This window comes from Olleya marilimosa CAM030, from assembly GCF_000518485.1.
GTDB lineage: Bacteria > Bacteroidota > Bacteroidia > Flavobacteriales > Flavobacteriaceae > Olleya > Olleya marilimosa.
This window is the reverse complement of the sequence record NZ_JADR01000006.1, coordinates 255,340-269,862: the sequence shown is the minus strand read 5'-3', so window position 1 is coordinate 269,862 and position 14,523 is coordinate 255,340. Positions and strand designations below refer to the sequence as shown.

Annotated in this window: 12 protein-coding genes and 1 other RNA gene; 7 read left to right on the top strand and 6 right to left on the bottom strand. The window is 30.1% G+C overall.

Features of this window, described 5'->3' with window-relative positions; all coding sequences use genetic code 11:
* Nucleotides 1-106 precede the first annotated feature (106 nt).
* Both aroQ and M890_RS0108590 read right to left on the bottom strand, forming a co-directional pair.
* Nucleotides 107-523: a type II 3-dehydroquinate dehydratase gene (gene aroQ, locus M890_RS0108595; RefSeq protein WP_028283145.1), complete on the bottom strand. Its 417-nt coding sequence runs from the start codon at nt 521-523 to the stop codon at nt 107-109.
* An 80-nt stretch (nt 524-603) separates the two neighbouring features.
* On the bottom strand, nt 604-1,233 hold the full coding sequence (locus M890_RS0108590; protein WP_028283144.1) for an outer membrane beta-barrel protein: 630 nt from the start codon (nt 1,231-1,233) through the stop codon (nt 604-606).
* A 368-nt stretch (nt 1,234-1,601) separates the two neighbouring features.
* Here M890_RS0108590 and M890_RS0108585 point away from each other — a divergent pair, with 368 nt between their 5' ends.
* The 3 genes from M890_RS0108585 to M890_RS0108575 all read left to right on the top strand — a co-directional run bounded on the left by M890_RS0108585 (nt 1,602) and on the right by M890_RS0108575 (nt 5,052).
* On the top strand, nt 1,602-2,498 hold the full coding sequence (locus tag M890_RS0108585) for a site-specific tyrosine recombinase (RefSeq protein ID WP_028283143.1): 897 nt from the start codon (nt 1,602-1,604) through the stop codon (nt 2,496-2,498).
* Nucleotides 2,499-2,612: 114 nt separating this feature from the next.
* Nucleotides 2,613-3,749, top strand: coding sequence for a sensor histidine kinase (locus M890_RS0108580; RefSeq protein WP_036597323.1), 1,137 nt, complete (start codon nt 2,613-2,615; stop codon nt 3,747-3,749).
* Nucleotides 3,750-3,912: 163 nt separating this feature from the next.
* The gene (locus tag M890_RS0108575) at nt 3,913-5,052 is read left to right on the top strand and encodes a sensor histidine kinase (RefSeq protein WP_028283141.1); all 1,140 of its coding nucleotides are present in this window, start codon (nt 3,913-3,915) and stop codon (nt 5,050-5,052) included.
* Between the two features lie 30 nt (nt 5,053-5,082).
* Here M890_RS0108575 and rny read toward each other — a convergent pair whose 3' ends face one another.
* The 4 genes from rny to M890_RS0108560 all read right to left on the bottom strand — a co-directional run bounded on the left by rny (nt 5,083) and on the right by M890_RS0108560 (nt 7,491).
* Nucleotides 5,083-6,654: a ribonuclease Y gene (gene rny / locus M890_RS0108570; protein ID WP_028283140.1), complete on the bottom strand. Its 1,572-nt coding sequence runs from the start codon at nt 6,652-6,654 to the stop codon at nt 5,083-5,085.
* A 51-nt stretch (nt 6,655-6,705) separates the two neighbouring features.
* Nucleotides 6,706-6,832: non-coding RNA, 6S RNA (gene ssrS, locus M890_RS16625), on the bottom strand.
* Nucleotides 6,833-6,891: 59 nt separating this feature from the next.
* Nucleotides 6,892-7,185, bottom strand: coding sequence for a cell division protein ZapA (locus M890_RS0108565; protein WP_028283139.1), 294 nt, complete (start codon nt 7,183-7,185; stop codon nt 6,892-6,894).
* Between the two features lie 15 nt (nt 7,186-7,200).
* Complete coding sequence (locus M890_RS0108560) at nt 7,201-7,491, bottom strand: coiled-coil domain-containing protein (protein ID WP_028283138.1); 291 nt, start codon at nt 7,489-7,491, stop codon at nt 7,201-7,203.
* 174 nt (nt 7,492-7,665) lie between these two features.
* Between M890_RS0108560 and M890_RS0108555 the strand changes: the two genes are divergently transcribed.
* Genes M890_RS0108555 through M890_RS0108540 form a run of 4 tightly spaced genes read left to right on the top strand, consistent with a single transcriptional unit; the run spans nt 7,666 to nt 14,429 of the window.
* Nucleotides 7,666-9,354, top strand: a complete 1,689-nt coding sequence (locus M890_RS0108555) for a M23 family metallopeptidase (protein ID WP_028283137.1) — start codon at nt 7,666-7,668, stop codon at nt 9,352-9,354.
* A gap of 11 nt (nt 9,355-9,365) precedes the next feature.
* Nucleotides 9,366-11,831, top strand: a complete 2,466-nt coding sequence (locus tag M890_RS0108550) for a TonB-dependent receptor (RefSeq protein WP_051437490.1) — start codon at nt 9,366-9,368, stop codon at nt 11,829-11,831.
* A 49-nt stretch (nt 11,832-11,880) separates the two neighbouring features.
* Nucleotides 11,881-12,732 carry a hypothetical protein gene (locus tag M890_RS0108545; RefSeq protein ID WP_028283135.1) on the top strand — a complete coding sequence of 284 codons (852 nt, stop codon included), beginning with the start codon at nt 11,881-11,883 and terminating at the stop codon, nt 12,730-12,732.
* Nucleotides 12,733-12,743: 11 nt separating this feature from the next.
* Nucleotides 12,744-14,429: a hypothetical protein gene (locus M890_RS0108540; protein WP_028283134.1), complete on the top strand. Its 1,686-nt coding sequence runs from the start codon at nt 12,744-12,746 to the stop codon at nt 14,427-14,429.
* Nucleotides 14,430-14,523: the final 94 nt, after the last annotated feature.

The following is a 14,523-nucleotide window of genomic DNA, read 5'->3' as shown; positions in this document are numbered from 1 at the left end:
TAACAGTTTTTAATAGAAACCTTGTGTTATACTAAAAAATTAAATTTATTTTAAGAGTTGTGCTTTTAAAAGTTAAGCAAAACCTAAATTGTTAAAGCGCTTTATATTATAAAAAACTTTGAATGGCCAATTCATAACTTTGTAGTCCAAAACCAAGAATAATCCCTTTTGCATTTGGAGACACGTAGGATTGATGTCTAAACTCTTCCCTACCAAAGGTGTTAGAAATATGCACTTCGACCACAGGAGTCTCAATAGCTTTTACAGCATCACCAATACCAATTGAAGTATGGGTGTAAGCTGCTGCATTTAAAATGATGCCATCATAACTAAAACCAACCTCTTGCAACTTATCAATTAATTCACCTTCAATATTAGATTGAAAATGCTGTATAGTTGCAGATGGATATTTAGATTGAATTTGATCCAAAAATTCGGTAAAAGATAGACTACCATATATATTTGGTTCGCGTTTACCTAATAGATTAAGATTAGGTCCATTTATTATAATTAGTTTTTTCATAAGGTAAAAATACAAAAGTTATGGCATAAAAAAACCGAAGCGATTAAGCTTCGGTCTTTTTATAATAAAGTTTAAAAAACTTAGAATTTGTAAACGATACCAAAGTTGATATCACTTAAGTCTAATCCGATATTGAAATCGTTTCTTGCTTCTGCACCTTCTGCATCAGCTTTATTAGTACTGTAGTTTAAAACACCAACTGAAGCTTCTAATGCGATACAGTTAGATACAAAATAGCTAACACCTGGAGTAAATCCAAAGTTTAAGCCATCAGCTTTTTGATCTGCTTCAACAAAAGCTTCGTCAAATTTAGTAGCTACAAAGTTTGCAGATAACTCTCCGAAGAAAGAAAATTGACTAGAAGGAGTTGTGTAATAACGACCAAAAACACCAGCACTTAATGCAGATAGTTTGTCTTCAGCAGTTACTGTTTCTAAAGATGTTGGATCAAAAGCTGGTCCTTCTTCAGTAAAAGAAGTATAACCTACTGAAGCACCAACAGCGATGTTATCACTTACAAAAAATCCAACTTTAGGTGAAATTTCAAATTGATTTTCTTTAAAATCTCCTTGAGAACTAGTTCCAAAACCTACAGCTCCAGAAACGAAAACGTCTCCGTTAGCAAAACCACCAGTTGTCATTTCTTCTTGTGCGTTAACACTTGTAAATCCTAATACTGCGATTGCAGCTGTAAATAATAATTTTTTCATAATTAAATTTAAATTTTAAATTATTTGAGGAGACAAAATTAGGAGCAATTAAGAGTTTAAACAAGAAAAATAACATAAAAGAAATAGGGTTATTAACAACTATTTATAAATCAAATCATTAAAAATAAAATTTAACGTTTTATTTTGATAAAACTCGCCTTAAGCCTTGCTAACAAAAAGATTAGCCTAATAAAAAAAGCTAATTATTGTTAAATAAATACGCCATATTACAGCATTAAAATCACTTTATTAACAATTTTATAAACAATATTATTAGTCGCTAATTATTAATATTTAATAATCAGTCATTTACAATAAAATAATATTTTTATAGCGCATGATTAATAAATTAATACCTTTAAACCATTATGAAATGGCACCAAGCATTAGAGGATTATTCCATGTATTTAAAAATAGAAAGAGGACTTTCTGTTAATTCTGTTAGTAGTTATTTATTAGATGTCAAAAAACTAATTACTTATTTAGAGACAAATAAACTAAACCACTCACCTATTACTATAGATAATGTTATTATAAAAGCCTTTATCTATGAGGCTGCCAAAAATTTAAATCCTAGATCCCAATCAAGACTTATTTCTGGTTTAAAAGGCTTTTTTAATTATTTAATTTTTGAAGATTACAGAAAAGACAACCCCTTAGACACCATAGACTCGCCAAGAATTGGACGTAAATTACCTGATACTTTAAGCGAAAATGATATTAATAATCTAATAAGTGCAATTGATTTAACACATCCGCAAGGTCAACGCAATAAAGCTATATTAGAGGTCTTATATAGCTGTGGTTTACGTGTTAGCGAACTAACTAATTTAAAACTATCGGATTTATTTTTTGAAGAAGGGTTTTTAAAAATTACAGGTAAAGGTGACAAACAAAGATTTGTTCCCATACTAGAAGACACTCAAAAATATGTTTTAATTTATAAAAACGAAATTAGAAATCATATAAAAATCCATCCAGAGCATCAAGATATTTTATTTTTAAATAGAAGAGGAAAACAGTTAACTAGAGCCATGATCTTTACAATAATAAAAGATCTTGCAACAAAAATTAAGCTAGACAAAACTATTTCTCCGCATACATTTAGACATTCCTTTGCAACCCATTTACTTGAAAATGGAGCCGATTTAAGAGCAATCCAATTAATGTTAGGACACGAAAGTATAACTACCACCGAAATTTATACACATTTAGATAGATCGCATTTAACAACTGTTATAAATAATTTTCACCCAAGAAAATAACGCTTTTTATCCCATAAATTTGTTTCTTATCGTCAATTTACTATATATTTGTTTAGTTGATATGTAAATATTAACTGAATCCCTAAAAACTAACTTGCTTAAAAACACTACATTATGTCAGAGTTATTTAAAGGTATTCGAATAAATCAAAATAGTTCTCAAGTTAATATCGAGAATTGGGAACTTCCCTTAGAGATATCCAAAGTTGGTATTTGGGATTTTTGCGCAGCAAACAACCAAGTATTTTTCTCCAAACCATCCAGAGCAATTATAGGCTTTGAAGATGATTCGTCTTTTGGTAAAAATATAAATGATTGGAATGACAGAGTGCATCCTGATGATAAAGAAAAGTACTTTCAAGATTTTCAAGATCACGTTAAAGGATATAAACCAGTCTATGAAAACAAACATAGGGTAAGACACAAAGATGGCTCTTATAGATGGGTTTTAGATAGAGGAAAAATTATTGAAAAAAATAAATTTGGAGAACCTTCTAGATTTATAGGCACACATGTAGACATTACTGAATATGCACAGAACGAATTTAAAGTACAGCAAACGCTAGACTTAGTAGTAAAACAAAATAGCAAATTGCAAAATTTTGCTCATATAGTTACGCATAATTTAAAACAACATGCAGGCAACTTTGAAAGCTTGTTAGAATTTTATCAAGAAGCACAGACTATCTCGGAAAAGGACCAAATGATGGATTATCTAATCAAACTATCTAAATCCCTATCCAATACGATTAATAATTTAAATGAGATTGTGACAGTACAATCCAAACAAAAAACATCGACTGATAAATTATTTATTTCAAAAGAAATACAACGTATTTTAGATGATTTAGATTACTATACATCAGAGAATAACGCAGTAATACATAATAATACTCAACAAGATTGCTATCTATTTTTTAATACCTCATATTTTCAAAGTATTATACAAAATTTAGTTTTAAATGCAATTAAATACAAACATCCCAATCGCGATCCAGAAATACATATAGTAAGTACTTGCGCTAATAATAACGTAGAAATTAAAATCGTAGATAATGGTTGTGGTATAGATTTAGAAAAGTTTGGAAAAGATATCTTTGGATTATATAAAACGTTTCATAAAAATCATGATTCAGAAGGTGTTGGACTATACTTAGTTAAAAACCAAATTGAAGCTTTTGGAGGTACTATATCTTTAGAAAGCACTGTAAATGTTGGAACAACTTTCACATTAACAATTCCTACTTCATAAATTATTTCAATAAAAAATGCTTTTTAACATGTTTTTAATCGATAAAAAATGCATTTTAACGTGTTTTAAAACACTTTATCGATAGTTTTATTTTTTTAATCTTCCTAACTTATAATCAATCATAAATTTAGATATTTGTTTGCACTCCAAATAATATCTTACAATGAAGATTAATAATATTACTAAAAATGATGATTCATCTTTTGAAGAGTTGAAATGGAAATTTGCTTTACAAAACTCAGGAATAGGGCTTTGGGATTGGGATTCTAAAACAAATCAAGTGTTTTATTCCAAAGAATCTAAGCAAATTATTGGTTTTGATGAAGACGAAATAAGTTCTGATGCTTCAGAATGGGATAATAGAGTACATCCTGATGACATTGATGACTATTACGAGGACTTTAACAATCATATTAATGGTGATAATCCAGAATATATTAATGTCCATAGAGTATTACATAAAGACAATACTTATAGATGGATTTTAGATAAAGGTAAAATTATCGAGTATAATGATCATGGTAAACCTATTAGAATAATTGGCACACATACTGACATAACCAAACAAAAAGAAACGGAACGCTCCTTAAAAAAATCTATAGATTTAATAACTGTACAAAATAATAGACTTCAAAGTTTTGCGCATATTGTATCTCATAACTTAAAAGAATACGCTAGCAATTTTGAAAGCATTATTACTTTTCATGACGAAGCAGACTCTGAAGCTGAAAAACAAGAAATGTTTAGACATTTAAGAACTGTTTCTAAAGCGTTATCTAAAACTTTACTTAATCTACGTCAGATTGTAAGTGTTCAATCTAAAAAGCATATTAAGGGTAGTGTTATATCCGTTGGTCGCGAGGTTAATTTAGCAATAAACGATTTATCATATCTAATCGCAGAAAGTAGCACTATACTGTATAATAATGTAGAGCATGATTGCCATATTTGTTTTAGCTCCTCATACTTTCAAAGTATTATGCACAATTTAATTACTAATGCCATTAAGTATAAACATCCTGATCGTAATCCAGAAATAACAATATCTTCTAATTGCACAAAAGACAATTTAGAGTTAATTATTACTGACAATGGTTTGGGGTTAGATCTAGATAAATACGGTAATGACGTTTTTGGATTATATAAAACGTTTCATAACAATAAAGATGCTGAAGGTGTAGGCTTATATTTAATTAAAAGCCAGTTAGAAGCTTTTGGAGGTACAATAGGAATAGAAAGCATAAAAGAAGTTGGTACAACATTTAATATAACAATACCAAAGCAAAAAAAAATCCAGCTATAAGCTGGATTTTTTTTAAAATTTATACCAAAACTACTTAGCGATATTAACTGCTCTAGTTTCTCTAATTACTGTAACTTTAACTTGACCTGGATAAGTCATATCAGTTTGTATTTTTTGCGAAATGCTAAATGATAAATCTGCTGCATTTTGATCGCTTACTTTCTCGCTTTCTACAATAACACGTAGCTCTCTACCAGCTTGGATAGCATATGCTTTTTTAACACCATTAAACCCAAATGCTATTTCTTCTAAATCTTTTAAACGTTGGATGTAACTATCTAACACTTGACGTCTAGCTCCCGGTCTTGCTCCTGATATTGCATCACAAACTTGGATTATAGGAGATAATAATGATTTCATTTCTATTTCATCGTGATGCGCTCCAATAGCATTACATACTTCTTCTTTTTCGCCATACTTTTCAGCCCATTGCATCCCTAAAATAGCGTGTGGTGTTTCCATATCTGCTTCCGCATCTGGTACTTTACCAATATCGTGTAATAATCCTGCACGTTTAGCTAACTTAGGATTTAAACCTAACTCTGCAGCCATTACACCACATAGTTTAGCTACTTCACGCGAGTGTTGTAATAGGTTTTGACCGTAAGATGAACGATACTTCATACGACCTACCATTTTAATTAATTCTGGATGTAATCCGTGTATTCCTAAATCGATAACTGTACGTTTACCTACTTCAATAATTTCTTGTTCTATTTGCTTCGTTGTTTTTTGAACAACCTCTTCAATACGTGCTGGATGTATACGACCATCTGTTACTAACTTGTGTAATGATAAACGTGCTACTTCTCTTCTAACCGAATCAAAACATGATAAAATAATTGCTTCTGGTGTATCATCTACAATTATCTCTACTCCTGTTGCTGCTTCTATTGCACGAATATTACGTCCTTCACGACCAATAATACGTCCTTTAACATCATCACTTTCAATATTAAATACAGACACACAGTTGTCTACTGCTTCTTCTGTTCCAATACGTTGTATAGTGTTGATAATAATTTTTTTAGCGTCTTGCTGAGCGGTTAACTTAGCTTCTTCCATTTTATCTTGGATATAAGACATGGCTTCACTTTTAGCTTCACCTTTTAAAGATTCTACTAATTGTGATTTAGCTTCTTCTGCAGATAAACTAGAGATAACTTCTAATTGCTCTACTTGACTTTTATGCAATCTATCTAACTCTTCTTGTTTCTTTTCTAAAACATCAAGTCTATGATTGTAATCATTTACTTTTTCTTCTATGTCAGAATTTAGCTTTTTATTTTTAGACAACTCGCTAGATACCTGAGACTCTTTATCTCTGATACGCTTTTCTGTATCAGCCATTTTTTTGTCACGAGATAAAATCACCTTTTCGTGCTCTGCTTTTAACTCTAAAAACTTTTCTTTTGCCTGAAGTATTTTATCTTTTTTAATGCCTTCTCCTTCTACATTTGCTTCTTTTAATATGCTTGCAGCAGATTTTTTTGCGCCTTTAATAAGTTTAGAGGCGTTGTTTTTTTCTAGCACTTTAGCTATTACAAAACCTATTATGGCTCCAATAGCAATACCTGCTATAATTAAAATTGTATTATCCATTTTTGATTGTTTATATATATAAAAAAAGCCTACACTAATTTAGTTTTGTATAAACTCCTTAAAAACAAGTTTAGGGTTAACAAGCTGATCAAGGGTCTGCCCAAACAGTGATAAATCACTATTAGCAGCATGCTTTTACAACTTAAAACTCACCCTTTTTAAAGAATTAACGTTGAGTTTATCAAAAAAATAATTAATGTAGGCAGTAACCTAATATTGTTATGTTATAAGAACGTATTATAAACTAAGATGCGATTGTAACATGTCATTTAAAGCCTCTAACTTGTCCTGAACATGCTCTTCCACATGATTTTTATCTAATGCTGTCTGTTCTACTTGACTTGCAAACTGTAAAGCACACATAGCTAATACATCTTGCTTGTCACGTACAGAGTAGCTTTGCTCAAATTTAGTAATCATAGCCTCAATCTTCTTTGCTGCTAAACGCAGTCCTTCTTCTTGACTAGGTGCAATAGTTAATGGGTAGACTCTATTTGCAATAGATAACTTTATTTTAAGCGTGTCTGCCATAAAAACTATATATTATTAACTAGAAAGTTGGCTTATACAATGGTCAATCTCTCTAATTAATGTGTTTATTTTGAGCTTTGTTTCTCGTTTATCGTTGTCACTGCCTAGTATGGTATTAGCCATTTTTAAAGTGTCATACTTTTCTTGCCAATGTTTTAATTCTAAATCCTTAGCAACTAATTTAGATTGAGATTGTTCTAAAGCTTCTTTAAGCCTTAAATTTTCTAGTTTTAAAACTTGCTGTCTTTTTAGGACTTTGCCAATTTTATTTTCTAGAGCATCAACAATGGTTTCAATCTTACTCATTAACTAATACTATACTTATCTTACAAAGTTAATCAAACCTTAACACTTTGCAATTAATTTTTCATAAATTTTTATTATGCTTTAATTTAGCTCATTATCAAATATATGGCTTAGTCTTTGATTTTACTTTGGTAATTAAAACCTTATTTATATTTTAGCAGTAACCATTATTTTATGCGACACATCCTTTTTTTATTCGTTTTTTTTACAACGTTTTCTAATGCACAAAACATTTATCCACAAGATTATTTCAGGTCTCCTTTAGATATAGAATTGGTCCTATCAGGTACATTTGCCGAGCTTAGAAGTAATCATTTTCACTCTGGATTAGATATCAAAACTAAACAGCGAGAAGGCTTAAGTGTTTATGCAACTGCTAGCGGTTATATTAGCAGAATTAAAATATCACATTATGGCTATGGTAAAGCTATTTACATTACTCACCCTAATGGATATGTCACAGTACACGGTCACTTACAACGGTTTTCAGACAAGGTTGAAGCGTATGTAAAAAAACATCAATATGAAAAGGAAAGTTTTGAAATCGAGTTATTTCCGGACATTAACGATTTAATCGTTACCAAAGGAGAAGTCTTTGCTTATACCGGAAATACAGGTGGATCTGGTGGACCACATCTTCATTTTGAAATTAGAGACAACCAAGAACGACCAATTAATCCATTACTTTTTGGTTTAAAAGTTAAGGACACTAAAAAACCTATTGTAAAAAGTGTATACGCTTACCCAATTAATGAGTTATCGCATGTCAATGGGAGTAATTTAAAACAAAAACTACGCGTTATTCCGCAACAAAATGGTGATTATAAAGTGGAAGATTTAACTGCCTATGGAAAAATAGGTTTTGCCATAAACACCATTGATCAACAGGATTTAGCTGCTAATAAGAATGGAGTTTATAAGATTGAAACCTTTTATAATGGAGCTCAAAACTTTACTATTGATTTCAGAAAATTTTCTTTTGACGAAACAAAACACCTAAACAGACTAATAGATTATAAACATTATAAAGATGAAAAAGAGCGACTTCAAAAATTATATTTAGATACTAATAACCCGTTAAGTCTATATAAAGAAAAAATTGACGATGGATATTTAGTAATTTACGATACGGTTTCAAACGTTTATAAAGTTAAGATATCAGATTTTGAAGGTAACGAAACTAATATTGACATCAACATAAAAGGTGTAGAAAAACAACCTAATGATGTAGCTTCAAACTTTACATCTCCTTATTACATAAAATCTAGCGAAGCTATGGTTTTAGAAGATCAAAACATAAAAGTAGAATTTCCTAAAGAAACTTTTTATGACGATTTTTTTATTGACTTTAAAGTCAGTGGAGATACTTTAAAACTGCATGAAAACAACTTAGCCTCTAAAAAATATTTTACTATTAATTACGATGTAAGCCATTACAATTCTGAAGATTTAAAACAAGTTTACATTGCACGATTAGTTGGTTGGAATAATTTTTTAAGCTACTCCTCTACCCAAAGAAAAGATAATACCCTTTTTACTAGAACCAAAAATTTAGGCACCTATTGTTTAGCTAGAGACACTGTTAATCCAACAATAACACCTGTAAGCTTTAAAGATGGTCAATGGTTAAGTAAATATCGTTTTTTAAAGGTTAAAATTGACGACGAACACACAGGTATATCCAATTATAGAGCGACCTTAAATGGACAATGGATTTTAATGGAGTATGACTATAAAAAGAAAACCTTGACATACGATTTTAACGATAAAGTCGTTACAGATACTAAAAACAATTTAAAAATTATTGTAACAGATAATGTAGGAAATAGCACTACATTTGAAGCAAGTTTTTTTAGAAAATAATACACCTACCTTTGGACAGACCTAACTATACCATTAGATTACTCGCTTTTTTATTTCCTATATTATGTTTAGCACAAACAGGAACTATAAAAGGGGTTATTTTAAACGAATTTAATCAGCCTATAGATGCTGTTAATATAAAAAGCGATAACAATGGTGTACAAACCAACAACAATGGTTTTTTTGAAATAAAAATTCCTGCAAATAACAATGTGAAAATTATATTTTCTCATGTGTCACACAAAAACATTATTGCCACATTTAATTTAAAAAACGGAGAAACATTAGAGTTTAATCCTGTTTTAAAAGAAAATGTTGAGCAAATTGAAACCGTTGTTATTAGTGGTAGAAAAAGAAAAGATGTTGAAGGTATTGTAAATATAGATCCTGCAACCTTAAAAAAAATACCTGGAGCACAAGCTGGAATAGAAAACTTGCTAAAAACATTACCTGGTGTTAGTAGCAATAACGAGTTAAGCACGCAATACTCGGTTAGAGGTGGTAATTATGACGAAAACTTAATTTATGTAAACGGAATTGAAGTGTACAGACCTTTTTTAATTAGATCTGGACAACAAGAAGGCTTAAGTTTTGTTAACTCTGATTTAGTACAAAATGTAGATTTTTCAGCTGGAGGTTTTCAAGCTAAATATGGTGATAAATTATCGTCTGTATTAGATATAACCTATCGTAAACCAACAGATAATACAGTAGCTATTGATGCTAGTTTATTAGGTGCAAGTGTCGCTTTAGAAAACGTTAGCCAAGATTCAAAATTTACCAGCATTGTAGGTTTACGCTACAGAGACAACAGCTTATTAGTGGATGCTAAAGAAACCGAAACCAATTTTAATCCTACTTTTGCCGATGTACAAAGTTATTTATCCTATCAATTTACTGACAAATTAGAAGTTAGTTTTTTGGGTAATGCATCACTTAACAAATACAACTACATACCATTAACACGTCAGACTAATTTTGGTACGTTAGATAATCCTCAAGCTTTAATTGTACAATATCAAGGACAAGAAAAAGACAGATACCAAACGCTTTTTGGTGCTGTAAGTGCAAATTACGATGTAAATGATGATTTATCTTTAGCCATAGTAACCTCTACCTATCATACCACTGAAGAAGAATATTTTGACATTTTAGCGCAATATGCTTTAGGAGAAGTTAATAGTAATATTGGTGACGAAAATTTAGGTGAAGTAGAATTTGCTGAAGGCATAGGTAGCCAATTAAATCATGGTCGTAACGATTTAGATGCATTAATTACTAATGTTGAAGCTAAAGGAACCTATACTAAAAATGAAAACGAATTTAAATTTTCGATTAAATATACTAACGAAGATATTAGAGATCGATTAGTAGAATGGGAAGTAATCGATTCGGCAGGATTTTCTATAAATCCACCAAGTTCTGTCGCTTTTAATGACCAACCCTACACGCCATATGAAGGTCCATTAGAAGCTTACCAAAATGTTAGAGCGCAAAACAATACTACGATAAGTAGATTACAAGCATATGTGCAATGGAGCAAACGATCTACCATTGGAGAGCACGATGTTTGGTATAATGCAGGTGTTAGAAGTCATAGTTGGACGGTAAACGACCAAGGGACCAATCAAGACGTATCACAATCTGTTTTTAGTCCTCGTGCGCAATTTGCAATAAAACCAAATTGGGATAAAGACATGCTATTTAGATTAAGTGGTGGACTATATTACCAACCACCATTTTACAGAGAGTTACGTGATCAAAACGGAGTGGTACAACCTAACGTTAAAGCTCAAAAATCTATACATTTAGTATTAGGTAACGATTATAGTTTTAAAATGTGGGACAGACCATTTAAATTAACTAGCGAAGCATATTATAAAAAACTTACAGATGTTAACCCTTATACATTAGAAAACGTACGTATAAGATATCGTGCTACTAATAATGCTCAAGCTTATGCTTATGGTTTAGATTTAAGACTAAATGGCGAGTTTGTTCCTGGTACAGAAAGCTGGTTTAGCTTTGGATATCTTAAAACGGAAGAGAACATTAACGACAGAGGCTATATTGCTAGACCAACAGATCAGCGTCTTAAATTTGCTGCATTGTTTCAGGATTATGTACCAAACATACCAAGCATGAAAATGTATTTAAACTTAGTGTACAATACAGGATTACCAGGTGGATCGCCAAGTTATGCAGATCCTTATGTATTCCAAACAAGACTACCAGATTACAAACGTGCAGATATTGGATTTCAGTTTGTGTTAGTAGATAAAGACAAGCAATTTGATAGTGGTTGGAAAAAACCATTTAAAGATTTGTCATTTGGATTTGAGATTTTTAATGTGTTTAATGTACAAAACTCAATTACTAATACTTGGGTAAGAGATGTGTATAGCAAACGTCAATACGCTATACCAAACTATTTAACACCACGTGTTTTTAATGTAAGAACCACGATGCGTTTTTAAAATGAAAGGTTGCTTCGTTTTAATCATTTGGCTTTGTAGCTCATTTTGTATGTCTCAAAACAAATTAGCACAGCAAACAATTGACCAATTAAATGAGCAATTAAAAATTTATGAAACCCTTTCGCCTCAAGGCGATTTGTATTCATTTAAAGATTTAAAACTATCCAAAACTGATATTAAGTCATTTAAAAACACAGATGATGCTATAAACGATTCCTTGCAAGCTTATGCTGCTATTGAAACCATTCAGCATAAAATCTTAACCTTAATTAATGTTATTTTTATTTTGAAATCCACTGAAGATTTTGATTTAACAGACAAATTATATAACAACATTAGTTACCTAAGAAGTGACGATAACAAGCTTCACAACCTAGTGTTATATGCCAAATCTGGAGGCTCTTATCAATCCAGAATATCTGTTATTTATTATAAACAAAACACCGAATACCAAAAAGTTTACGATACTTACACAGACGAAGGTGATGTTGGACTATTTAAACCTGATGGCTATGATAGTATTAAAACACTAACCACTAACACTCAGGTAAAATATTTGTTACAAGGAAGCGTCAAAACCTGTGGCATGTGTTTTTATAATTACATAACACTTTTACATCATGAAAACGATGTGTTTACAGTAGATTTTGAATACACAACAGATTCTAGATCGTACGATACTATACTAGATTATGACAATAACAATCAAACCATAACAGTAAATTATCAAACAGATGATTTAAGTGGTCCTGAATGTTTTTGCGAACAAAACGCTGATGAAAATCTTGCAAATTTTGAGGATGATAGTACCTTAGAAAAAGAATGTTATTGCCTATTTAAGTTTAATGGTGACACGTTTATTTTAAAAGAACAGAGTGAAACCGTTTTAAAAAGTAATTAAAATTAAATACCATGAAAACCATATTACTATTTTTATCACTACTAGTCGCTAGTTACAGTCTAGCTCAGGATAAAAACACACATTACTATACATTTAATTTAAAAAAGGAAGTAACAAAAGAGGAGTTTAAAAATATATATTCTACATATGACACATATCAGAATATTGTTGAAATAAGAAAAAATGATAGTACTATTATTAAAATGTTTCATCCAAGAAAACAATTTGATGTATTAGATCCCATAGTTTTAGATTCCTTAAAAGGGTATTTAAACTATCTAACCAATAAAAAAAACGTCTTTAAAGATTATATTGTTATTAACTACTTTTCTGGAAACGAGCCTTATGAATCGTTTAATTCTGACACTAAAAGTTATGTCGTAGATAAAGGGTATATCAAAAAAATCAAAAAACTTTTAAATTGTAATCAGTTTTCTATTTATAAGGAAAAAAAAGATATTAAATATTATGAAGATAAAAAACTCTGGATAAAAGATGATTTAGGTGTTATTAAAAACTTGTTTTTTTATTACCAAATTCCCTACGGAAGTTTTGTGATTATTAAATCGGATGGAACTTTTATATCATTACATGGAGAGCATAATAAAGATATGGTTTATCAAATCGCTGAAGAAATAAAAAAAGACATTAAAAAAGTAGAACATTACACTTATGACTTTAAACAGAAAATAGAACCATCAAAATTTGATAGTCTATTATATAATTCAAATAAAGGAAACAGGAATTTTGAATTAAATTTTGAAAGCGATAGTATTTTTTATAAGATGATACATCCTGCAAGACGTTATGGTATATTTAAAAAACACCAACTAGACTCAGTTAAAAACTATATTAACAAAATCTCAAAAACCCAAAATACCTTTAAAGATTATATTGTTATAAATTATAACTCTGGTGATGCTCCAAATAAAGATTTAAGTAGCGAAAGCACAGCTTATATATACAAAACTGATTATCAAAAACAACTTAATACAATTATCGATTGCAATCAATTTTGGGTCTTTAAAGATGATAAAAACATAAAATACCGCAATAAAAAAAATATAAATTGGATTAAAGACGACGCTTCTGTTTTTAAAAATCTGTTTTTTAAATATCAAATTCCATTTGGTAGTTTTGTCATCATTAAATCTGACGGTAGATATATAGTTAACTATGGTGAATACTACCCAGAAATGGTTTATGATGTAGCTAAAGAAGTTTCTGGTCAAAGCAATAATCACGAAACAAGCTCTACTAATCTATCCAAAATTGAAGCGTTTAAAGCTAATCAAAACTTTACGATTACTAAACCTCATGATTGGTTCGAGGTGTTTCATCATGGTTATGTTGGTTATACACCAATACAACCAAATGACAATCATTTTAAAACCATTGTGTCTGTTTTTCAACATAACATAAATACAAAAGCTTTACCATTTAATACGTTTGTTGATAATCAAATTAAACAATATAAAGATGTGGTATCAATTTATAATGCGTCATTAAAAGAAGTAAACAATCACTTAGGAACGGTATATATCCATGAATTTGAAACTGAAACACATCAAGTCATTGTTATGTATTTTCAAAATAATGGACACTATTATCAATATAAATATTCTGCATTAGATAAAAGCTTTAAAAAACATCTAAACAGTGCGTTGCTAATATTAGATAGTATTAGTTTTAAATAACAAATTACAGTCTAGCCTTAAAAAGTTACAATTGAGTAAGTACTATTATTCTACAAATAGTATTGGTAGTACATTTGAGATATACAAAACCAAA